This window comes from Streptococcus bouchesdurhonensis (genome assembly GCF_948472335.1).
This window is the reverse complement of the sequence record NZ_CAOKTW010000002.1, coordinates 54,510-75,788: the sequence shown is the minus strand read 5'-3', so window position 1 is coordinate 75,788 and position 21,279 is coordinate 54,510. Positions and strand designations below refer to the sequence as shown.

The window sequence follows — 21,279 nt, the reverse complement described above, 5'->3', positions numbered from 1 at the left end:
TTTTTTTACCCCAAGACCCTATGTAGAAAAGTGAGCAAAAACGGGAAGGTCGCTACAATATTATTGATCACATGCACCGCATAGGAAGGATAAATGCTCTTGGTATGGCGGGTCAAACTAGCAAAGATGATGCCAGATGTTGCAAAGATGAAGATATCTAACAAACTAGGCAGGCTTGAAAAATGAGGAAGAGCAAATAAAATTGACGGAAGAAGCAAATCAAGGCCAAATCTCGAATGCTTAAAAAAGGCGTGTTGCAGTAATCCTCTATAGATTAGCTCTTCCATAAGTGGAGTCAGAAAGAACAAAGTTATATAGATACCTAGCTCAGCAAAGTTGGTCCCACTATAACCGATCAATACAGCCCAACCTTCAGCAGTTGACTGAACATGTTTAGCTGTCTGAACGTTAAAAGAGATCTGGAGCACTAGCACTAATACTGTCAAAATCGAATACCAAAGCCATTTTTTTCTTGGAATGCGAAAGAGATAGCCGTGCCCTGTCTTAACCAGAATCCAAATCATGACTCCGCTAAATAGCAAACTCAAGAAATTTTGAATCCAGACGAAATTGCCAATCTGGGAAGAAAATTGCCAATAATTTTGAACAATAAGCGTCAGCCGAGAAAGACCAAATACGAAAAATAGGTAAGACAAGACTGCACTTATTTTGAAGACAAGCTGATACTTTTTCATAGAAATTCTTCCTCATTTCTTGTATTTCAGCCTATATTCCACATAAATGAAAACCTGCTCCTATATAACCACGGTCATGATAACCGCGCGGGCAGTAACCACTTACTGGAAAAGGACCTGAATTTTTTAATATAGGAGGGTAAGAACCGAATGGACTTACCTGATTAGCGTACCCTCTATAAATATCAGATACATCCCCACCCTCTATACGAGCAAGCATTTCATTATCCATAACTGCAAATTGTGACATCATTTTTGTATCCATGACGAATATCTCCTTTTTTATGTTTAATTTTTGTCCTGTTGCAACCTTAACAATGTTAGTATACTACTATTTTTTGAAATTTTCCATCCAAATCATAAATAGTCATCAAAACATCTTGAGGCGTTAAAATAGTCGAAAAAGAAAGCATTTCAGAAATACTTTACCTTTTACCATTCATTTCATATACAATTATAATCTTTTATATATAAAATAAATACACCTATCTTCTCATTCTTATCTACAGGCAAATTCTAGCCATATATTATTACAAACAAATAGTATCATTGCACCTGTTTACCATCTATTTTTATTTATGAATTTTTTGTTTCACTTTAATCATTACAGAAGTCATAAAAAACGCGACAGCCAGCCGAAGCAGTTGGTAACTTTCTTCCTCTCCTGTTTTCGGTAATAATTTTTCATTCGAAGTAATAGATTTGCTTACATAATCAGTCCCCTTAACATCAGTTGAAGGAGTTTTATTTTCTTGAGCAACATCAAAAATAGGTTTAGGAGTTTCCAATTGATTCTTATTGTCTAACATTGCTAAATTGTCAGATTGAGTAGTTTTAGCTTCAGAAGTTGAGTTTGTACTCTTCACTTTCCCACTATTTTCACTATTAGAATTGGGATTAACATTGGATATTTTCATTTCAGTTCTTTTTTCATCACTCATACCTTTGCTGTCACTTACAACTTTATCACTAATATTCATGCTGTCACTTCTAGTATTCTCATCACGGACACTTTCAGTTACTGTTTCCTCAGAAGATTTCACTGTCTCCGTTTGCTTAGGTGAGTTTCTCGAGTACATATAATCATACACCTGTTGTGCAGTTGCTCCGCCACCAACCCATCCAGATATCGGATGTCCATTTTTTAAATACAAAATTGTTGGTGTTCCTGGAATACCGACTTTTTTAAATAGAAACTCTCTCGCTTCCCCATCAAAATCCTTACCATCCAAATCATAATACTCTAACTTCTTTTCAATCAAGTTATTAAATTCTTTCAATTCAGGAGAAAATTGACGACAATGAGAGCAAGTTTTTCTACCAAAATAAATAGTATGTTCCAATTGATCCTCTGTAAAAGATTGACGAACGGCTTCAATATCTATCTTTTTAAAGTCCGTAACATTCTTCTCATACTCTTCTGGGGTTACAACAGAAGGTTTATGCTCCACCTTTTTCTTAGCCGATGGCAAATCTGGTGCCACAAGAAAACTATCATTCGCCTGGATAGATGAAGTAGTAGGCTGTTCTTCTGCATATGCAAGACCTGCAGTAATAGATGCAAATACAAGTGGTACAAGTAATAGCGATTTTATATTTTGTTTCTTCATAAGAATACTCCTTTACATTTGTTATCTTTATCTTACCTTATTTAAGATTACAAATTCATATAAATCTTAAATGGTCATCGAAACATCTTGAATTGCAAAAACTTCATTATAAAAGGATAAGTATTAAAAACACTTACCCTTTTCTTTTATACTTCATTAAGCTCTACTTTTTATAATACTTCAAACCCCAAATGAGCAGAAGCATGATGGTTGAGCAGAGAATAGCGCCAATATAAGCGATTAGTTGTTGATAGGATTCTGCTACTGTGATACCTCTATACAAATAGATAATAGACATAAAACCTGTCAAGCCGATATACATAAGTTGATTGGTTCTAGGACTAACCAAATCATCATCTTCAAACTCTCATTTTCCTAGTGAGGTAAACAGTGACCAAAATAGAAGCCAGGTTAATAATCACTAAAAGAAATTGGATGACAATATCGATATCCGAATAGTGATAATAGCGTCGCTTATCATCGGTCACAAGGTGTTTTGACCTGATTTCTTTTAGATTCAACTTTGTGAAGAGTTATTTGAAAAGCAGAGAACCAGCTTGATTGATCAGATTTCCACCATCGAAAGAAAAGTGTGATAAAGTATTGTTTTTCATAGACTTATTTGATATACTGAGCATTGGAGTGTCCTTTTGTTTTTATTTTTTGAACTTATATCATAAAGGAGAAACTCCCTTTTTTCCAGTAAAAACAGCACCCAATGGGTGAAAAGAGAAAAGCATCTAGAATCCTTGGTTTCATACCGATTCTGGATGCTTTTTTGTGTTATATATGCATAATCAGGTTTCTCTAATGTGGCCATAAAACTGAAACTGCCGCCCCACCAGCTGCACAAATTAAATAAATCTGCGGGGTTGGGAAAGGGATTGTCTGCGCACAAAGCGAAATCCCCTCAACCGCACCACCTACTCCACTTAAAAATCTGTCTGCAAGTTGTTTATCTCCAGCTGTTATCGTTGTTAGTTTTTCATCAGGTAAAATGATGAAATTATTTACTGATTGTTCCATTCTTTTCACACTTTCTTTGTTAAATTAATTTGGCTAGTAGACAAAAGATAAACTAAGGCATTAAAGACAATTAAAATATTTCCATAGAATAAGATTAGCCTCGCCTCCAAACCAAGATACAGTTTGACCATCAAAAAGATGAGCAAAAGAATTTGAAACCATAGCGTTTTTCCAAAAATAAATTTAAAGCGATTTTGAATGTCTGCTTCCTTAATTTTTACCGCCAAACCTTTATTAGCAAGAAGGAAAACTCCTGCTTCAAATAAGCCACTGTAGAGAACAAGCCATCCAATCGATACATTCGAGATTTTCAAAAATGTACCTAAAAGAATATCCAAAACACTACTCAAGAAAATAATAAGAAATAATCTGTATTTCATATAAATCACCTCCTTTTACTACTATTCTCAATCTACTATATCTCTAAAAGTTTAACTTGCTCTAAAAGCTCCCCAAGCCGCTGTACAAAACTGTGCTCCTAAAATCCCCTTAAGCAAGAGTTCCCACAACTGGGATAACACTCCCCAGAGCTGCACCTCCTATTGTACAAATTCCTAATGCTTGAACAACTTCTCCAGCCCCTACTTTATCTCCACCTTCAACACGAGCAAGCATTTCATTATCCATAACAGAAAATTGTGACATCATTTTTGTATTCATGACAAATACTCCTTTTTTATTTTTAATTTTTGTCTTGTTGCAACTTTGACAAGTTTAGTATATCATTGTTTTTTAAAATTTTTCATCCAAATCTTGAATTGTCATCGAAACGTCTTGAATTAGCTTTTTTATTTAAAACCACCTCTAAAATTTTTTTAAAAGATAATTTCTAATCACTTTTTTACCATTCAGGACATTTCAATGACTATTCAAGATTTTATAAAGCATGAAATTGTTTTTATGTCATAATAGACCTATCCACTATATGAAAGGAATTGCCAATGACTTCTTATAAACGTACATTTGTTCCTCAAATAGATGCTAGAGACTGCGGTGTTGCTGCCTTAGCCTCGATTGCTAAATTCTATGGTTCAGATTTTTCTCTAGCTCACTTGAGAGAACTTGCAAAGACCAATAAAGAAGGAACGACTGCTCTTGGCATTGTAAAAGCCGCTGATGAAATGGGCTTTGAAACAAGACCTGTTCAAGCAGATAAAACTCTCTTTGACATGAGTGATGTCCCCTATCCATTTATCGTTCACGTTAACAAAGAAGGAAAACTCCAACATTACTATGTTGTCTATCAAACAAAGAAAGACTATCTGATTATTGGCGATCCTGACCCTTCTGTAAAAATCACTAAAATGTCAAAAGAACGCTTTTTCTCTGAATGGACTGGAGTAGCTATTTTTCTAGCTCCCAAACCCAGCTATCAACCCCATAAAGATAAAAAGAATGGTCTACTAAGCTTCCTTCCTCTGATTTTCAAACAAAAATCTCTCATTGCTTACATTGTTCTCTCAAGCTTATTGGTCACGATTATCAATATCGGTGGTTCTTATTATCTCCAAGGAATCTTAGATGAATACATCCCAAATCAGATGAAATCAACTTTAGGAATCATCTCAGTTGGTCTGGTTGTAACCTATATCCTCCAACAAGTCATGAGCTTCTCCAGAGATTATCTCCTAACCGTTCTGAGCCAGAGATTAAGCATTGATGTGATTTTATCCTATATTCGCCATATTTTTGAACTTCCTATGTCTTTCTTTGCGACACGTCGTACAGGAGAAATCATTTCACGGTTCACAGATGCTAACTCTATTATAGATGCCTTGGCTTCTACCATTCTATCTCTTTTTCTGGATGTTTCTATTCTGATTCTTGTAGGGGGAGTCTTACTGGCACAAAACCCTAATCTCTTCCTTCTTTCTCTTATTTCCATTCCTATATACATGTTCATCATCTTTTCTTTTATGAAGCCTTTCGAAAAAATGAACCATGATGTCATGCAAAGTAATTCTATGGTTAGCTCTGCCATTATCGAAGATATCAACGGGATTGAAACTATAAAGTCGCTCACGAGTGAAGAAAATCGCTATCAAAATATAGACAGCGAATTTGTAGATTATTTGGAAAAATCCTTTAAGCTCAGTAAATATTCTATTTTACAAACGAGTTTAAAGCAGGGAACAAAATTAGTTCTGAATATCCTTATCCTATGGTTTGGCGCTCAATTAGTCATGTCGAGTAAAATTTCTATCGGTCAGCTGATTACCTTTAACACACTTCTTTCTTACTTTACAACTCCTATGGAAAATATTATCAACCTCCAAACCAAACTCCAATCTGCGAAGGTCGCTAATAACCGTTTGAACGAGGTCTATCTAGTCGAATCTGAATTTCAAGTTCAAGAAAATCCTGTTCATTCACATTTTTTGATGGGAGATATTGAATTTGATGACCTTTCTTATAAGTATGGTTTTGGACGAGATACCTTAACAGATATTAATCTCACGATTAAACAAGGAGATAAGGTTAGCCTAGTTGGAGTTAGTGGTTCTGGTAAAACAACTTTAGCCAAAATGATTGTCAATTTCTTTGAACCTTACAAAGGACATATTTCCATCAATCATCAGGATATTAAAAACATTGATAAGAAAGTCTTGCGCCGTCATATTAATTACCTACCTCAACAAGCCTATATCTTTAATGGCTCTATCTTGGAAAACTTAACCTTGGGTGGTAATCATATGATTAGCCAAGAAGATATTCTAAGAGCTTGTGAATTAGCTGAAATCCGTCAAGACATTGAAAGAATGCCTATGGGCTATCAAACTCAGCTCTCTGATGGAGCTGGTCTATCAGGAGGACAAAAGCAACGAATCGCTCTCGCTCGTGCTCTTTTAACTAAAGCTCCTGTTTTAATACTAGATGAAGCTACTAGCGGTCTTGATGTCTTGACTGAGAAAAAAGTTATAGATAATCTTATGTCCCTAACTGATAAAACCATTCTCTTTGTAGCCCATCGTCTCAGTATAGCCGAACGAACTAACCGTGTCATTGTTCTTGACCAGGGGAAAATCATTGAAGTTGGTAGTCACCAAGAGTTAATGCAGGCGCAAGGCTTCTACCATCATCTATTCAATAAATAAGGAGAATGTCATGAATCCTAATCTTTTTAGAAGCGTCGAGTTTTATCAGAGACGTTACCATAACTATGCGACAATGTTAATTATACCTCTTTCATTACTATTTACTTTCATCTTGATTTTCTCCCTTGTTGCCACAAAAGAAATTACTGTTACTTCCCAAGGAGAAATCGCCCCTACAAGTGTCATTGCATCTATTCAGTCAACAAGTGATAATCCTATCCTAGCTAATCATTTAGTGGCAAATCAAGTAGTTGAAAAAGGTGACTTACTCATCAAATACTCTGAAACAATGGAAGAAAGTCAGAAAACTGCCTTAGAAACTCAATTACAAAGACTTGAGAAGCAAAAAGAAGGACTTGGAATTTTGAAACAAAGCTTAGAAAAAGCGACTGATCTTTTTTCTGGCGAGGATGAATTTGGCTACCATAATACCTTTAGGAATTTTACTAAACAATCCCATGATATTGAACTGGGTATCACAAAGACTAACACCGAAGTTTCAAATCAAGCTAATCTTGCCAATAGCAGTTCATCAGCCATCGAACAAGAAATTACAAAAGTTCAACAACAAATTGGAGAATATCAAGAGTTGAGAGATGCTATCATAAATAACAGAGCACGCTTACCAACTGGCAATCCGCACCAGTCAATTTTGAATCGTTATCTTGTAGCCTCACAAGGACAAACACAAGGAACTGCAGAGGAGCCATTTTTATCTCAAATTAATCAAAGTATTGCAGGTCTTGAATCATCTATCGCAAGCCTCAAAATTCAGCAAGCTGGTATCGGAAGTGTAGCAACTTATGATAATAGTTTAGCAACCAAAATTGAAGTACTCCGTACTCAATTTTTACAGACAGCCTCACAGCAACAACTAACCGTGGAGAATCAATTAACAGAATTAACAGTACAACTAGATCAAGCGACACAGCGCTTAGAAAACAATACCTTAACCGCCCCAAGTAAAGGTATCATTCACTTAAACAGTGAATTTGAAGGTAAAAATAGAATTCCAACTGGTACAGAAATTGCTCAAATATTCCCTGTCATCACAGATACAAGAGAAGTACTAATCACTTACTACGTATCTTCTGACTATCTACCTCTACTAGATAAAGGACAAACTGTAAGATTAAAACTGGAGAAGATTGGAAATCACGGCACCACCATTATCGGTCAACTTCAGACAATTGATCAAACTCCTACCAGAACAGAGCAAGGTAATCTCTTTAAATTAACCGCTCTTGCAAAACTATCTAATGAGGATAGTAAACTCATCCAATATGGCTTACAAGGTCGCGTCACTAGTGTAACTGCAAAGAAAACATATTTTGATTATTTCAAAGATAAAATTTTAACCCATTCTGATTAATTTTCAGATAACACTCTATAACTATTTATTATCTTATCAAAAAGGAGAATCATAACATGGATAAGAAACAAAACCTAACTTCATTTCAAGAACTAACAACTACCGAACTCAACCAAATTACAGGTGGAGGACTGTGGGAAGATATCTTATACAGCCTTAATATAATTAAGCATAACAATACGAAAGGACTTCATCATCCAATACAACTATAAAAAATAAGACCGAGTAACAAGAACTCTCGGTCTTATTTTTTTCATCATTCTGTAGGTATCATAGTAAGCACCTGACGAAAGACTTGATCTTGACAGGTAGTATTGAGACTAGCATTGGGATAACTTTCCACAATCTTCATGACGGTATAGAGACCAACTCCTCTATCCTCCCCTTTAGAACTGGCTCCAAAGGAGAAGATTTCAGAAATATCTATGCTCTCTTTTTTGATGGAGTTTTCAATGATAAAGGTCTCCTGTGCTCCATTTTTAAAAAAGGCAATTGAAACATGAGGTTGACTAGTCTCTGCACTGGCTTCAATAGCATTATCACAAAGGATAGACACAATGGTTAGAAAATCAAGTAGGCTCATCCCCTCAACCTGAATCTCCTCAGGAACTTCAACATTAAAGACAATGTTCTTTTCTCTAGCTTTTAGAAATTTCCCTGCTAGGAGACTTTTGAGGGCGCGGTCCCGAACATTCAACAATCGCCCAAGGTCATATTTATTGTCCTGCAATTTCTGACTGGAATCTTTTAAGACGGAGCCGTAGACCTCTTTTATCTGCTCCATATCCTCCTCTTCAATACCCAGACGTAAACTAGTCAAGAGGTTGGTGTAGTCATGGCGAAAACTCCGTACTTCCTTGTAAAGCTCCTCTATATGCCGACTATAGCGTTCCATATCTCTATAGCGCAAGGCCTGCTCTTGGTTCAGTCTATCATGGAGTTTGTCCTTCAAATAGGTATCCAATTTCTTGATAACCCCCATAAAAAATAGGAGGTAGAACACTAGGATGAGATGGCGAACAGTCGTTGATTGAATACCTTGCTCATATTCAAAGTAAGACAGACTTTGTATCACCAAATAGTAAGCCCCCATTATCCAGTTAATCTTAGTCAGGGACTTTTGAAAACCTGTATCGAGAATCTCCCTTCTCAAACTAGTAAAATCATAGTCCAACCATTTCAAAAAGGCTAGAGAAATGAAGAAATTGAAAATTATTATACATAACCCAGTAAATGAGTAGCCATCATATACTTGCCCTTGTCCCAAAAATGGAAGCACAAAATAGGAGACTCCTCTATAAAAGAGATTCACCAATATCATTGGAAAGAGACCATAAAAGAAAAGGAGTTTTTTAGGAAGCCCTCTTAACAATAAGAAAGACAAGCATATGCCGTACAAGGGTTCCATAAAATAAGATAGGTAAACATTTCCTACCATATAGCCAATCATTACAAAAACAAAGGCCAACAGTATCTTCAAAAGAAAGGCTTTAAAAATCCTCTCGAAAGTAAGATTAATTCCATCTACCTTAAAGAAAATGACAATTTCTAGCCCATTAGTAATGAGTGTATGCAATAATATCCAAACAATATTCATAAACTCTCCTAGTTCAGTGTAAGTTATTAATAGCCTCAGACACTTCCCTGACCTTATAACGCGCGATCAGACAACTTCCACCATTGGGAAAGAAAAGCAGTTTTTCTTTCTTATCTAAATGCACCACATTTGCTGGATTGATAAGAAAAGAGCGATGGCACTGCAAGAGACGGGGTTCCTGCTTAAAAACCTCCTCTAAACTCGCCGTAAATTCCAGCCTGTCTGTCTTGGTATAGAGAATAACACGATGGGCTCTAGGCGACGTTTCAAGATAATAAACCTCTTTAAAAGGATACTGGAATTGGGCAAATTTTGATTTAAAGTAAAAGCAATCTTCCGCCAGGCTCTTACTATCTTGACTATTGGCATAGAGGAGGGCTGTCTCGATCCGAGATTCAAACTCCTCTGCTGACAAGGCCTTATCAATGTAGTCCAAAGCAGACACTTGGTAGCGAAAGGACAGGGGCATAAACTCTGAGTGAGTCGTCACAAAGACGATGAGAGCATAAGGATCCCAATCCCGAATCTTTCTAGCCACTTCCAGACCCTTCATCTCCTCATTTCGAATCTCAATGTCCAAAAAGAATAGTTGATGGGCTCCCTTCTCATGCACCTCTGCCAGCAGCTGGTCTGGCTTGCCAAATACCTCAAAAGAGCTAGGAATGATCTGATGTTCTTGCAAGAGTTTCTCAATCGTCGTTTCAATCCTAGTCTGTTGGGAAAAATCATCTTCTAAAACAAATATTCTCATCTTCTTACTCTCCTTGTTTCAACCATTTTTGGCGAATTTCTCTATAGCGACGTCTGGCATACTTGACAGCGTATTGACCTTCTTCTCCGAGAAAAAGGATTCTTTCTTGAAAATCAATCGATTTTACTTTATCAAGATTGACCAAACAATTTCGATGACATCTCATCAAGGTTTCCCCATATTGGTTCTCAAGATCACTTAAATTTTGAACCATATTAAAACTAGCTTCTTCTGTAACAATCTGTACGGTATGGGCTTTAGTTGGATGTGTTTGGATATAGTAGACATCGTCGATGTTTACTTTATAAACTGTTTTCTGTGTCTGAATAATCATATGTTTCATTGGATTCTCCTCCTAAGAAAAGAATAACAGAAAAGGTCTAACACAAGCACACCCAATCCTAAACAGTCTTTGAAAACTCCTAAAAGGACTATTTTTCTACAACATCATGATGAGCTTACAACTATTTTATCATAAAATCTTAACAGGACCATTCAGGAAATTTCAAGGACAATTAAAGATTTGATGGTGAAAAAGGAGATAAAAGTGATAGACTATGATTATAGAAAGACTATGTTTGCAACAACTTTAAAAATCATCAAAAAAGGAGGGGTGCATATGATTTATTCACATCCACCATGATTAACACCCTATAAATATACTCTATTGCAATTGACGTAAATATAACAAGGAGAAAATTATGGCCAAGTCAAATAAAACAAAACAATTAACATCAATCGAACTTTCTCATATAAATGGCGGTAGTATTCCATATGGATGGTATTCTCCGTTTCATATGATTAGCGATAATGTACTATGTAGAAATGGATATTCATATAATAAAGCTAATCTTGATAATGGTAAATGTATCATTGATTGGGGCAACATAGTTGGCAATGTTGCTAATAATATAGGTGCCTCACTAGGAGATTTACACAATCCCTTACCTTAAAACATAAATTATATAGGAGGTCACGTAAATGACAGACACAAACCCCATCAAAACAGCTCAGGCTTTGATTACTGACTTAAATAAAGCCTACCAAGCATGCAAACAGGCAACCGCTGACGACGTCCGCTTTCAGGAGCAATTAAACTCTATTCTTGGTTTTTTAGCCAAGGCTGAGACAGTGGATAATCGAGTCTTGATTGAACTGGAAAAATTTTACCAGACTTCCAGTCTTCTCATGGGACTCAGCGCTCTTGATCCAGATGCTCCAACTCGCGCCGCTTGGCGGGCCTATGACCGCTTCCACTTTGACCAAGTCAAGACCAAGTTGAGCCTCTACGGGCCAACCATTATCTTGTAGAAAATAAAAGAAGTTGAGGCAAACTGAACTCAACTTCTTTTTTAGTGTCATATAGGCAATGTTAGTCCTGCATCTGACGTTTTACCTGATAAGGCAAATACAAGACTTGTAAAACCAAACCTGCACCCAGCAAGGCTAGAAGGGCTAGTTTTTCTTGGAAGGTAATCAACCCGACAACTAATTCCACAAGTAAAACAAAACTGGTCAATCCTCGGACTACCGCCTGCAAGCCTTTTTCCTTTTGCCCCTTGTCCAGTGGAAAGAGTTGAGTCAAATACTGGTAGTCAAAGGCATGATAGAGGGCCAGCAACTGGAAGAGCAAGAGGTAGTTAAAGAGAACTACCACTGCTGTCGCAATCCAAGCTTGCTCGATAAAGACCTGCGCCAGCAAGGAAAGTAGGAGCAGACGGAGACTGAGCGCAAAGAGATCTCCATTTCGCAAATAAGAACGAAGATAGAGATTTTGCCAAATCTTCCCAGGCACCTTCTGAACAACCTTTAGGATAAAGTCCAGATAGGCACGACGCTTGACGCTGTTTGAAATTCCCTTTACCTGCGTAAAGAGGGCAAAGAAACGAAGCAAGACTTGTTTGCGCTTGCTTTCTTGGGAAATGACATAGTCCCAGTTCAGTCCAGTTTCAGTGAAAAATTTGCTGGCCTTTTGACGAAAGAGGAAATATTTACCTAACCCAAACAAAAGCACATAGATTAGGAAGACAGGCAAGCCATAACCCATGGCTAAAAATAAGGGCGCAAATAAAAGCAAGAAAAGGGTCTGTACAAAGAGCCAAAAGACTAGGGAAATGCCAGTTTGACGCTTGAGATGGAGCTTGATTTCCTCTTCTCCAACTAAGAGAAAGAGCTTGTCTGGAGCCTCCATATAGGTGGCAATTCCACCCCAAAGCAACAGTAAAACAGAGGTAATTCCTACAAACAAAAGGATGGGCCAATGATTTTCAGGAAAATCTTGCAAGAGTTGACTGTACTGGTAGGCTAGAAAGCCCAGCAGGACAAGCAGGAACAAGACAAAGTGGTCATTGAGAACATAACGTAGATAACCAAGACACTCCTTACGAAAAGCCTGCTTTCTCTTTAAAAACAAGTCTTTCATAGGTCCTCCTCTTTGGTCAGAGCCAAGTAAATATCATTCAAACTAGCCTCAGGCATGTTAAAGGCTTCGCGCAGTTGCAGGAGATTTCCCTTAGCACGCACTTCCCCTTTGTGAAGAATGACAAAAGCATCACACATCTTTTCCGCTGAATCCAGCACGTGGGTACTCATGAGAATAGACTTGCCTTTTTGCTTTTCCACTTCCAAAAGCTGAATCAAGTCCGCAATAGCCAACGGGTCAAGACCAAGGAAAGGCTCATCCACGATGAAAAGACTTGGATCCACCACAAAAGCACAGATAATCATGACCTTCTGCTTCATCCCTTTTGAAAAATGAACAGGGAACCAGTCTAATTTCTGGTCCAGACGGAACATTTTTAACAAAGGTTCTACTCGATCAAAAGCAAGATCTTGCTCAATACCATAAGCCATGGCAACCGTTTCGATATGCTCTCTGAGGGTCAATTCCTCATACAAGCTAGGTGTCTCAGGAATGTAGCCAATTTGCTTGCGGTAGCTAGTCGCATCTCCTTGCAGGGTCAGGCCATTGATATTGATGGAGCCACTATAAGGTGTCAACAGACCGATAATTTCATTGATGGTCGTCGATTTTCCAGCACCATTGAGACCAATCAAACCGACCAACTGCCCACTTTCAACAGTAAAAGACACATCTTTCAAAACAGGGACATGAACATAGCCACCTGTCAGGTTTTTAATTTCTAACATATTTTCTCCAAATCTGGTATAATGTAGCTATATTATATCAAAATTCAGTACAGTAGAGGTAGATTTTATGTCAGATTGCATTTTTTGTAAAATCATCGCAGGGGAAATTCCTGCTTCAAAAGTATATGAAGATGAGCAGGTTCTTGCCTTTCTTGATATCTCTCAAGTGACACCAGGACACACCTTGGTCGTGCCAAAAGAACACTATCGTAATCTTTTAGAAATGGATGCTACTAGCGCCAGCCAACTCTTTGCCCAAGTACCAAAAGTAGCTCAAAAAGTCATGAAAGCTACCAAGGCTACTGGTATGAATATCATTGCTAACTGTGAAGAAGTCGCAGGTCAAACCGTCTTTCATACCCATGTTCACCTCGTACCTCGCTACAGTGCTGACGATGACCTTAAGATTGATTTTATCGCCCACGAACCAGACTTTGACAAACTCGCTCAAGTCGCTGAAACCATCAAAAATGCCTAAGGAGTTGCCATGAAATTATCCAATCTATTGCTATTTGCAGGAGCTGCAGCTGGAAGTTATCTGCTCACAAAAAATCGCCAAACCATCACAGATGAAGTCTTGAATACCACTGACCGCGTTCAAGCTATCAAGGACGATGTGGATATTATCCAAAACAGCCTACAAATCATTGACCAGCAAAAAGAACTCATCAAGGAATATCAAGAAGACCTGACTTACAAGTTTAAGGTCTTGGAAAAGGATATCCAGACTAGACTAGCTGTGATTAAAGAAACACAGGAAATCGAAGATAAGTAAAAAGAGCCAGTCGGCTCTTTTTTAAAACGTAAACAAGTTATATCCCATCAACTATACATCATAATTTAGGCAACTCATACTCAATAAAAATCAAAGAGCAAACTAGAAAGCTAGGCGCAGGCTGCTCAAAACACCGTTTTGAGGTTGTGAATAGAACTGACAAAGTCAGCTCAAAACACAGTTTTGAGGTTGTAGACAAGCCGACGCTGACGTGGTTTGAGGAGATTTTTAAAGAGTATCATTCACCATTTCACAACTAAATCGAAGATTTTCCGCCGTACTGAAAACGAGTCTGGGATAAAAGTCTAATCTTCAATATAAAAAGCGAACAAAACGAGTTATCTGACACTCAGAATTCTGTCTTGTTCGCTTTTTTATCTAATCTATCGATTTTTAAAATTTATAATAAAGAATTCCTGAAATCAAAATCTTTTTGTCTCAGACTCGTCCGGAAACTTTGAGACCTAGGCTCAAAGTTTAGGTATGGAACTTCGAAGAAGATCGCTACCGTCCGTCATTACTTAAGGAAAGTCTTAAAAAATCTATAAACAAAAAGAGCCACTCGGCTCTTTTTGTTTATACTCAATGAAAATCAAAGAGCAAACTAGGAAGCTAGCCGCAGGCTGTACTTGAGTACGGCAAGGCAACGCTGACGTGGTTTGAATTTGATTTTCGAAGAGTATTATTCTCCTTCAAAGGCATCTTTAATATGGTCAAAGAAGCCCTTTTTCTTTGGATTGACTTTTAAATCACCAGCAGCTGCAAATTCTTTCAAGGCTGCTTTTTGACGATCGTTCAAGCCTGTTGGTGTTACGACATTAACGGTAACATATTGGTCACCAACTGCACCACCACGAAGACTCGGAGCTCCTTTGCCACGTAGGCGGAATTTCTTACCAGTCTGAGTTCCCTCTGGGACAACCAATTCAACATCACCGTGAACAGTTGGAATATCTACTGTGTCACCAAGAGCTGCTTGGACAAAGTTGAGGTTGAGATTGTAGAAGATAGTAGTTCCTTCACGTTCAAACTTATCGCTGGCTTCCACAGAAACAACCACGTACAAGTCACCATAAGGTCCACCGTTAAATCCAGCTTCACCTTGACCAGCTAGGCGAATTTGTTGACCAGTTTCCACACCAGCAGGAATTTTGACATGTACGCTATGATCTTGTTTTTCATGCCCTGTTCCGTGACATGTTGTACATGGATCTTTGATTTCTTTTCCGCGACCATGACAGACATCACAGGTTACTTGACGACGCATCATACCAAGCGGAGTCTGCGTATCGACGTTAATGACACCAGCACCATGACAGCGTCCACAAGTGACTGGACTGGTTCCTGGCTTAGCACCTGAGCCATTACATGTACGACAGCTTGCTTCACGGTTGTATTTAACTTCTTTTTCAGCTCCAAAAATAGCTTCTTCAAAGGTCAAGTTCACACGATACTGGAGGTCATCCCCTTGGCGAGGAGCATTTGGATTGCGTGAAGCACCGCCTCCGCCGAAGAAACTTGAGAAAATGTCCTCAAAACCACCGAAGCCACCTGCCCCATTGAAACCGCCAGCTCCACCACCGAAGCCTCCAAATCCACCATTGGCGCCTGCAGCACCATATTGGTCATAGGCAGCCCGTTTTTGGTCGTCACTCAAAGTCTCATAGGCTTCTTGAACTTCCTTGTACTTTTCCTCAGCACCAGGCTCCTTATTGATATCTGGGTGATATTTTTTCGAAAGCTTACGATAAGCCTTTTTGATCTCGTCTGCCGAAGCGTTTTTTGACACCCCCAGACGATCATAAAATTCAGTATTGTTCATACAAGATACCAAGACCGTAAAATTCGACTGAAAAATAGGAAATCTGACGCTGGAGCGATGCTCCTAGACAGATTTATCTTTTTTCCGAGAATTTAGGTCGGGTTCAATTCCTTTCTGTTATATTAAGTAAGAAATTTGGGAACCCGTGTTCAATTCCCTGAACACATTTGTTCCTTTCTTTCATATTGATGAGACAAAACCCAAACAAATGATATTCCGTCCCTTTTTATCGAAAAACAGAGGCTGGGTTGCAACCTCTGCAAATAAGTAAATTAACTTTATTTTGATTTTAAATATCCTATAAGTACAGAAATATTTATATATTTTTGTCTCTTCTTAGTATTTGCTATAAAATTCCAATAGATTAGAAGGAATACACCGACAACCCAAATCATGCCCATTATAAACGATATTATAAATTCTGGTTTTTGTATGGTTGCTGATACTAGTGCTGATACTAGCGCTGACAACAATACTGAAGTAACAAAATTCCTTACCGCCTCATCATTTTTAACACAACTTTCATGCTCAGCTAAAATAATTGCTTTATACCTAGCCAAATATACTGCTGGAATATTATCTATAAAATCTTTTGCAGACTCATAACTATCAGCTTTATTACAGAAATCATTATAAACTTTTCGTGTATTTTTTAGATATTCTTCAGCCAATACACTCATCTTACTTTTCAGTAAACTCTCCGTCTACGACGTCATCGCCTGCGTTTCCTGTTGCTTGTGTGCCTTCTGCTCCTGCTTGAGCTTGTTGCGCTGCTGCTGCTTGTTCGTAGAGTTTAACAGCAAGTCCTTGAGCTTTTTCGTTCAATGCTTCAAGTTTTGCTTTCATATCGTCCAAGTTGTTGTCTTCTTGAGCTTTTTTAAGGTCATCAAGGGCAGATTGGGCAGCGTCACGTTCTGCGTCGAATCCTTTGCCTTCAGTTTCCTTGATTGTCTTTTCAGTCGCAAAGATCGCTTGGTCTACTTCGTTACGAAGGTCAACTTCTTCTTTACGTTTCTTATCTGCTTCAGCGTTAGCTTCTGCATCTTTCATCATGCGGTCAATTTCTTCGTCAGTCAAACCTGAGTTTGATTGGATGACAATTGTTTGTTCTTTTTGAGTTCCAAGGTCTTTAGCTTTAACAGACACGATACCGTTCTTGTCGATATCAAATGTTACTTCGATTTGAGGAATTCCACGAGGTGCAGCTGGGATATCTGTCAATTGGAAACGTCCAAGAGTCTTGTTATCTGCTGCCATTGGGCGTTCACCTTGAAGAACGTGGATATCAACGGCTGGTTGGTTGTCTGCCGCAGTTGAGAAGACTTGTGATTTAGATGTTGGGATTGTTGTATTGCGGTCGATGAGTTTTGTGAAGACTCCACCCATTGTTTCGATACCAAGTGACAATGGTGTTACGTCAAGAAGGACAACGTCTTTGACATCACCAGTAATCACACCACCTTGGATAGCCGCACCCATAGCAACTACTTCGTCAGGGTTTACTGATTTGTTTGGTTCTTTACCAGTTTCAGCTTTAACAGCTTCAACAACGGCAGGGATACGAGTTGAACCACCAACAAGGATAACTTCGTCGATTTCTGACAAGCTCAAACCTGCATCCGAAAGGGCTTGACGAACTGGAACTTTTGTACGTTCTACAAGGTCACGAGTCAAATCGTCAAATTTCGCACGAGTCAAAGTCATTTCCAAGTGAAGAGGGCCAGCTTCACCTGCAGTGATAAATGGCAAGCTGATTTGAGTTGAAGTTACACCAGAAAGGTCTTTCTTCGCTTTTTCAGCTGCATCTTTCAAACGTTGCATTGCCATCTTGTCAGTAGACAAGTCAATACCGTTTTCTTTCTTGAATTCTGCTACCAAGTGGTCAATGATTTTTTGGTCAAAGTCGTCACCACCAAGTTTGTTGTCCCCTGCAGTTGACAATACGTCGAAGACACCGTCACCCAATTCAAGGATAGAGACGTCGAATGTACCACCACCAAGGTCAAATACCAAGATTTTTTCTTCTTTGTCAGTCTTGTCCAAACCATAAGCAAGAGCTGCTGCAGTTGGTTCGTTAACAATACGTTCTACTTCAAGACCAGCAATTTTACCAGCGTCTTTTGTTGCTTGACGTTGAGCGTCGTTGAAGTAAGCAGGAACTGTGATAACTGCTTTGGTTACTTTTTCACCAAGATAGTCTTCAGCGTATCCTTTCAAGTATTGAAGAATCATAGCTGAGATTTCTTGTGGAGTGTATTCTTTTCCATTAGCAGAAACTTTTTCAGAAGTTCCCATTTTAGATTTGATAGAGATAACTGTATCTGGGTTTGTAACTGCTTGACGTTTCGCAGCGTCACCAACAATGATTTCTCCGTTTTTGAATGAGACTACAGATGGAGTTGTGCGGTTTCCTTCTGGGTTTGCGATGATTTTTGATTCAGTTCCTTCAAGAACTGCTACTGCTGAGTTTGTTGTACCTAAGTCAATACCGATAATTTTAGACATGTGTTTTTCTCCTTGTTAGTTAATTTTCTTTTTTTATATTTCCCTTAAGTGGTGGGGACGTGAGCAACTCCCTTCGGGATTTCATCACTTATTTTTGAGCCTATTGTCTCAAAAATCCCCTATTCAGTAGCAAAAGCTACTGAAACTTTTACCACGGCGGGAAATATCTTCCTTGCAAGCCTCCGGCTTGCCTCTTATCTTTCTTCATAGTTTATTGTCGTTTCGGACAAGTTTTCTATTATGTAAATTGCGACACGAGAAGTCGAAATCGATTTTATTTCGACGACGAGTTAATAAGGAGGCTAGGCAAATGCCATAGCGATTGCCATTTTCTGACGAGTTGCTTTAGCTACCGTCAGAATTGCCGAATCGAACACGCCCTAAGCTCTGAGTAAAAAAGATAGATTTTCTTGTGTTCATCGAACACTTCGTCAATCTCCTATTTTTACTGCGAGCTTTTTACGGGCTTTGTATCTTAGTTATACACCACTACCATTGCTGGGCGTAGGATGCGGTCATGGAGTTTGTAGCCTTTTTGGAAAACTTGGGCGATGGTATCTGCTGGGTGTTCATCGTCTGCTGGGAGAGTTTGGATGGCCATATGGTAGTTATGGTCAAATTCGCCATCTGCTGCGATTCTTCAATTCCTTCTTCTTTCAAAGAGTGAATCAAGCTTTCTTGCACCATCCCCAAGCCCTTCTTCACATCATCTGTCAAACCTTCAACTGCAAGTGCACGCTCAAGGTTGTCAAGAGATGGTAAGATTGCTTTTGCCAAGTCCTGGCTACGATAACGTTGCAAGTTTTGACGTTCTTCATTGGCACGGCGTTGGATATTTTGCATTTCCGCATGAGCGCGAAGGTATTTGTTTTCGAACTCATCTGCACGTTCATTCGCCAAGTCCAACTCAGACTTCTCAGGAGTTGTTTCTTCAGCTGTTTCCACAACTTCCTCTTCTTGAACTTCTTCTACTTCTTCATTTTTTATATCTTGGGCCATTTTCGCCTCCTTTAATGATTTCAATCTTAATGTACTTCGTAATGATTACTGCTGAGGTAGCGGTAAAAATCTGTCAACTTCATGGTCAAAACACGGTTGACCACATTGACTTGGTTGATTAGCTGTTGGTAATCCAGATTGACTGGACCGATAATGGCTAGAATTCCAACTCCCCGATAAGGAATGAGGAACTTGCTACTAATCACAGCTAGGTCAGCTAGACAGGACTCCTGACTGTCTGCAACACGGACGTTTTGCATCTGATCTTCACGCAACCCCTCACGAATCTCCAGAGCCACCTTTTGCGGTTGATCAAAGAACTGATAGACTGCTAGATTGGCAAAATTCAAGAGATTAACCTTGCCCGCCACCACAATGTTTTCGTTGAACATTTCCTTAAAGATATGTTCAAAGAGATCGATCACATTGTCCGTTGTTGTAAAGTAACGCTGGATAATCTGCGGAATCTCCGTCCGAATCTTGTAGTGAATATCTAAAACGGTGTGACCGAGGAAACGTTCCTGAATGATGCTCTTCAGTTTCAGCAAATCTTCCTGCAAGAAGTTCCTTGGAATCAGAAACTGACTAGTAACCGTTCGCGACTCGTCTAGGGTAAATACCGCCAAGGCTGTATGTTGCCCCAAAACAACGATATCAAAGGCTGTCAAACGTTGCCTGCTGGGCTCAACATCCAGTGCCACTACCGTACAGCCACTCAGGTCTGTTAGCAAGTTAGCAGCCTCTTGCAGAATATCCTCCAATTTGAAGAATTCTGATCAAAGGCTTTGACAATCTCATATACCTCATTTTCAGCCAGTTGATCAAAATCCAGTGAGTGTTTTACATAGTACTGAAAACCAGCAATACTTGGCATCCGACCGCTTGAAGTATGAGCCTTCTCAAGCAACCCTTGTTTTTCTAGTTCCGCCATGTCATTACGAATGGTTGCACTGCTAGAGTTAATAGACTCTTGCAAGGCTTTTGATCCGACAGGTTCGTGCGTTTTGGTAAAGATGTCAATAATCAGATTTAAAATATCCTGCTGACGCTCTGTAACCATCTCATCACTCCTCTCTGTCTGATCAATTAGCACTCAATGCATCCAAGTGCTAACTTATGATTCTATTATACACCCTTAGAAGAGAATGTCAAGACAAAAACTCAAAAAATTAGCACTCTTTTATCAAGAGTGCTAAAAATCAATCTGAAGACCTAGAACCTTGCTATTCATCTACTCGGTATTTCCTTTTTAGTCTGAAATAACCATGAATTAGATAAGAAATCAGAAAAGCATATAAAACAAAAATAAGAAAGAAAGACATAGAAAGATCCTCTCTAAACAAACTCATACAAACAACAAGACCACCTGAGAAAGTAGCTGTACAGGAACGAAGTCTAGATCGCATAACTTCCCATTTGAGCCCCTTACTCATATAGACTTGATCCTCTGGAAGTAAATCAGAAGACGATTTACGAAGAATCGAACAAGAACCTGCTCCTATCAATTCCCAACCTCTATCTCTAAAATCTTGCAGTTCATGCTTATACTTTTTTAAGAAATCTAGAATCATAGATACGGTAGATGACATCGTCTGGTTGACATTGGTCAAAATAGAACAAACCAAAACGACTCGTTCTATACCTCCAACCTTTCAAATGCATCTCATGTAAATGTTCTTCTTCCTTGTCCAAATCAACAATGGTGAAAATCCGAAATTCTACTCTGCTATTCATTGTCTTACCCCAAAATTAGAAAACATGCCTGGCGTTATTTATTAGATAATTCTTTCCGCTTTTGACTCAATCTCCAAAAAATATAAGAAATCTGAATCGCAAAAACTATCAATAAAACCCAATCTATTATGAAAATCAAAAACACTTT

General features: G+C 38.6%; 20 protein-coding genes and 5 pseudogenes. 7 read left to right on the top strand and 18 right to left on the bottom strand.

Annotation, left to right across the window (positions count from 1 at the left end):
• Nucleotides 1-5: 5 nt before the first annotated feature.
• From QMQ21_RS03130 to QMQ21_RS03095, 7 genes and pseudogenes are all read right to left on the bottom strand, one after another.
• Complete coding sequence (locus QMQ21_RS03130) at nucleotides 6-695, bottom strand: CPBP family intramembrane glutamic endopeptidase (protein WP_023935636.1); 690 nt, start codon at nucleotides 693-695, stop codon at nucleotides 6-8.
• Nucleotides 696-726: 31 nt separating this feature from the next.
• Complete coding sequence (locus tag QMQ21_RS03125) at nucleotides 727-960, bottom strand: ComC/BlpC family leader-containing pheromone/bacteriocin (RefSeq protein WP_000379956.1); 234 nt, start codon at nucleotides 958-960, stop codon at nucleotides 727-729.
• 307 nt (nucleotides 961-1,267) lie between these two features.
• Nucleotides 1,268-2,305 carry a DUF6568 family protein gene (locus QMQ21_RS03115; protein ID WP_023935635.1) on the bottom strand — a complete coding sequence of 346 codons (1,038 nt, stop codon included), beginning with the start codon at nucleotides 2,303-2,305 and terminating at the stop codon, nucleotides 1,268-1,270.
• A 163-nt stretch (nucleotides 2,306-2,468) separates the two neighbouring features.
• A pseudogene (locus QMQ21_RS03110) lies at nucleotides 2,469-2,793 on the bottom strand (immunity protein).
• A gap of 319 nt (nucleotides 2,794-3,112) precedes the next feature.
• Nucleotides 3,113-3,331, bottom strand: a complete 219-nt coding sequence (locus QMQ21_RS03105; RefSeq protein ID WP_000438253.1) for a hypothetical protein — start codon at nucleotides 3,329-3,331, stop codon at nucleotides 3,113-3,115.
• A gap of 5 nt (nucleotides 3,332-3,336) precedes the next feature.
• Entirely contained in the window at nucleotides 3,337-3,711 is a 375-nt protein-coding gene (locus QMQ21_RS03100; RefSeq protein WP_023935634.1) for a hypothetical protein, read from the bottom strand.
• Nucleotides 3,712-3,762: 51 nt separating this feature from the next.
• Nucleotides 3,763-3,991, bottom strand: a pseudogene (locus tag QMQ21_RS03095) (Blp family class II bacteriocin).
• Nucleotides 3,992-4,272: 281 nt separating this feature from the next.
• Between QMQ21_RS03095 and blpA the strand changes: the two are divergent.
• From blpA to blpC, 3 genes are read left to right on the top strand one after another with little or no spacing between them, the layout of a single operon-like run.
• The gene (blpA, locus tag QMQ21_RS03090; protein WP_023932574.1) at nucleotides 4,273-6,426 is read left to right on the top strand and encodes a peptide cleavage/export ABC transporter BlpA; all 2,154 of its coding nucleotides are present in this window, start codon (nucleotides 4,273-4,275) and stop codon (nucleotides 6,424-6,426) included.
• A 10-nt stretch (nucleotides 6,427-6,436) separates the two neighbouring features.
• Nucleotides 6,437-7,798: a peptide export ABC transport accessory protein BlpB gene (gene blpB, locus QMQ21_RS03085; protein WP_023935632.1), complete on the top strand. Its 1,362-nt coding sequence runs from the start codon at nucleotides 6,437-6,439 to the stop codon at nucleotides 7,796-7,798.
• Between the two features lie 56 nt (nucleotides 7,799-7,854).
• A complete protein-coding gene (gene blpC, locus QMQ21_RS03080; protein ID WP_000358814.1) occupies nucleotides 7,855-8,010 on the top strand; it encodes a quorum-sensing system pheromone BlpC in 156 nt (51 codons plus the stop codon).
• 44 nt (nucleotides 8,011-8,054) lie between these two features.
• Here blpC and QMQ21_RS03075 read toward each other — a convergent pair whose 3' ends face one another.
• The 3 genes from QMQ21_RS03075 to QMQ21_RS03065 are packed head-to-tail and all read right to left on the bottom strand — an operon-like array spanning nucleotide 8,055 to nucleotide 10,489.
• The gene (locus QMQ21_RS03075; RefSeq protein ID WP_023935631.1) at nucleotides 8,055-9,395 is read right to left on the bottom strand and encodes a sensor histidine kinase; all 1,341 of its coding nucleotides are present in this window, start codon (nucleotides 9,393-9,395) and stop codon (nucleotides 8,055-8,057) included.
• Between the two features lie 13 nt (nucleotides 9,396-9,408).
• Nucleotides 9,409-10,146: a response regulator transcription factor gene (locus QMQ21_RS03070; RefSeq protein ID WP_023935630.1), complete on the bottom strand. Its 738-nt coding sequence runs from the start codon at nucleotides 10,144-10,146 to the stop codon at nucleotides 9,409-9,411.
• Between the two features lie 4 nt (nucleotides 10,147-10,150).
• Entirely contained in the window at nucleotides 10,151-10,489 is a 339-nt protein-coding gene (locus tag QMQ21_RS03065) for a LytTR family DNA-binding domain-containing protein (protein ID WP_023935629.1), read from the bottom strand.
• Nucleotides 10,490-10,847: 358 nt separating this feature from the next.
• On the opposite strand from QMQ21_RS03065, the gene QMQ21_RS03060 reads away from it, so the two are divergent.
• Together QMQ21_RS03060 and QMQ21_RS03055 are read left to right on the top strand one after the other, a co-directional pair.
• A complete protein-coding gene (locus tag QMQ21_RS03060) occupies nucleotides 10,848-11,099 on the top strand; it encodes a hypothetical protein (protein ID WP_001130045.1) in 252 nt (83 codons plus the stop codon).
• Between the two features lie 28 nt (nucleotides 11,100-11,127).
• On the top strand, nucleotides 11,128-11,457 hold the full coding sequence (locus tag QMQ21_RS03055; protein ID WP_023935628.1) for a hypothetical protein: 330 nt from the start codon (nucleotides 11,128-11,130) through the stop codon (nucleotides 11,455-11,457).
• Between the two features lie 61 nt (nucleotides 11,458-11,518).
• Here QMQ21_RS03055 and QMQ21_RS03050 read toward each other — a convergent pair whose 3' ends face one another.
• Together QMQ21_RS03050 and QMQ21_RS03045 are read right to left on the bottom strand one after the other, a co-directional pair.
• Nucleotides 11,519-12,568 (bottom strand): ABC transporter permease, encoded by a 1,050-nt coding sequence (locus QMQ21_RS03050; protein WP_000653756.1) that lies wholly within the window; start codon nucleotides 12,566-12,568, stop codon nucleotides 11,519-11,521.
• Nucleotides 12,565-13,296, bottom strand: a complete 732-nt coding sequence (locus QMQ21_RS03045) for an ABC transporter ATP-binding protein (RefSeq protein ID WP_023935627.1) — start codon at nucleotides 13,294-13,296, stop codon at nucleotides 12,565-12,567. The genes QMQ21_RS03050 and QMQ21_RS03045 overlap by 4 nt, the downstream gene beginning before the upstream one ends.
• Before the next feature lie 67 nt (nucleotides 13,297-13,363).
• Between QMQ21_RS03045 and QMQ21_RS03040 the strand changes: the two genes are divergently transcribed.
• Both QMQ21_RS03040 and QMQ21_RS03035 read left to right on the top strand, forming a co-directional pair.
• Entirely contained in the window at nucleotides 13,364-13,774 is a 411-nt protein-coding gene (locus tag QMQ21_RS03040) for an HIT family protein (protein ID WP_001278321.1), read from the top strand.
• Nucleotides 13,775-13,783: 9 nt separating this feature from the next.
• Nucleotides 13,784-14,071 (top strand): hypothetical protein, encoded by a 288-nt coding sequence (locus QMQ21_RS03035; protein WP_000777749.1) that lies wholly within the window; start codon nucleotides 13,784-13,786, stop codon nucleotides 14,069-14,071.
• Nucleotides 14,072-14,753: 682 nt separating this feature from the next.
• On the opposite strand, the gene dnaJ is transcribed toward QMQ21_RS03035, so the two are convergent.
• The 6 genes and pseudogenes from dnaJ to QMQ21_RS03005 form a co-directional block, all read right to left on the bottom strand.
• Nucleotides 14,754-15,893, bottom strand: coding sequence for a molecular chaperone DnaJ (gene dnaJ / locus QMQ21_RS03030; protein WP_014017330.1), 1,140 nt, complete (start codon nucleotides 15,891-15,893; stop codon nucleotides 14,754-14,756).
• Between the two features lie 278 nt (nucleotides 15,894-16,171).
• On the bottom strand, nucleotides 16,172-16,573 hold the full coding sequence (locus QMQ21_RS03025; RefSeq protein WP_000114360.1) for a hypothetical protein: 402 nt from the start codon (nucleotides 16,571-16,573) through the stop codon (nucleotides 16,172-16,174).
• A gap of 1 nt (nucleotide 16,574) precedes the next feature.
• Nucleotides 16,575-18,398, bottom strand: coding sequence for a molecular chaperone DnaK (gene dnaK, locus QMQ21_RS03020; RefSeq protein WP_000034669.1), 1,824 nt, complete (start codon nucleotides 18,396-18,398; stop codon nucleotides 16,575-16,577).
• A gap of 475 nt (nucleotides 18,399-18,873) precedes the next feature.
• Nucleotides 18,874-19,397 (bottom strand): annotated as a pseudogene (gene grpE / locus QMQ21_RS03015) (nucleotide exchange factor GrpE).
• A 26-nt stretch (nucleotides 19,398-19,423) separates the two neighbouring features.
• Nucleotides 19,424-20,457: pseudogene (gene hrcA / locus QMQ21_RS03010) on the bottom strand (heat-inducible transcriptional repressor HrcA).
• A gap of 163 nt (nucleotides 20,458-20,620) precedes the next feature.
• A pseudogene (locus tag QMQ21_RS03005) lies at nucleotides 20,621-21,131 on the bottom strand (DUF2812 domain-containing protein).
• Nucleotides 21,132-21,279 lie beyond the last annotated feature (148 nt).

Coding starts and splice junctions, on each gene's coding strand:
- QMQ21_RS03130 (WP_023935636.1), bottom strand. CDS start 695: ATGAAAAAGTATCAGCTTGTCTTCAAAATAAGTGCAGTCTTGTCTTAC.
- QMQ21_RS03125 (WP_000379956.1), bottom strand. CDS start 960: ATGGATACAAAAATGATGTCACAATTTGCAGTTATGGATAATGAAATG.
- QMQ21_RS03115 (WP_023935635.1), bottom strand. CDS start 2,305: ATGAAGAAACAAAATATAAAATCGCTATTACTTGTACCACTTGTATTT.
- QMQ21_RS03105 (WP_000438253.1), bottom strand. CDS start 3,331: ATGGAACAATCAGTAAATAATTTCATCATTTTACCTGATGAAAAACTA.
- QMQ21_RS03100 (WP_023935634.1), bottom strand. CDS start 3,711: ATGAAATACAGATTATTTCTTATTATTTTCTTGAGTAGTGTTTTGGAT.
- blpA (WP_023932574.1), top strand. CDS start 4,273: ATGACTTCTTATAAACGTACATTTGTTCCTCAAATAGATGCTAGAGAC.
- blpB (WP_023935632.1), top strand. CDS start 6,437: ATGAATCCTAATCTTTTTAGAAGCGTCGAGTTTTATCAGAGACGTTAC.
- blpC (WP_000358814.1), top strand. CDS start 7,855: ATGGATAAGAAACAAAACCTAACTTCATTTCAAGAACTAACAACTACC.
- QMQ21_RS03075 (WP_023935631.1), bottom strand. CDS start 9,395: ATGAATATTGTTTGGATATTATTGCATACACTCATTACTAATGGGCTA.
- QMQ21_RS03070 (WP_023935630.1), bottom strand. CDS start 10,146: ATGAGAATATTTGTTTTAGAAGATGATTTTTCCCAACAGACTAGGATT.
- QMQ21_RS03065 (WP_023935629.1), bottom strand. CDS start 10,489: ATGAAACATATGATTATTCAGACACAGAAAACAGTTTATAAAGTAAAC.
- QMQ21_RS03060 (WP_001130045.1), top strand. CDS start 10,848: ATGGCCAAGTCAAATAAAACAAAACAATTAACATCAATCGAACTTTCT.
- QMQ21_RS03055 (WP_023935628.1), top strand. CDS start 11,128: ATGACAGACACAAACCCCATCAAAACAGCTCAGGCTTTGATTACTGAC.
- QMQ21_RS03050 (WP_000653756.1), bottom strand. CDS start 12,568: ATGAAAGACTTGTTTTTAAAGAGAAAGCAGGCTTTTCGTAAGGAGTGT.
- QMQ21_RS03045 (WP_023935627.1), bottom strand. CDS start 13,296: ATGTTAGAAATTAAAAACCTGACAGGTGGCTATGTTCATGTCCCTGTT.
- QMQ21_RS03040 (WP_001278321.1), top strand. CDS start 13,364: ATGTCAGATTGCATTTTTTGTAAAATCATCGCAGGGGAAATTCCTGCT.
- QMQ21_RS03035 (WP_000777749.1), top strand. CDS start 13,784: ATGAAATTATCCAATCTATTGCTATTTGCAGGAGCTGCAGCTGGAAGT.
- dnaJ (WP_014017330.1), bottom strand. CDS start 15,893: ATGAACAATACTGAATTTTATGATCGTCTGGGGGTGTCAAAAAACGCT.
- QMQ21_RS03025 (WP_000114360.1), bottom strand. CDS start 16,573: ATGAGTGTATTGGCTGAAGAATATCTAAAAAATACACGAAAAGTTTAT.
- dnaK (WP_000034669.1), bottom strand. CDS start 18,398: ATGTCTAAAATTATCGGTATTGACTTAGGTACAACAAACTCAGCAGTA.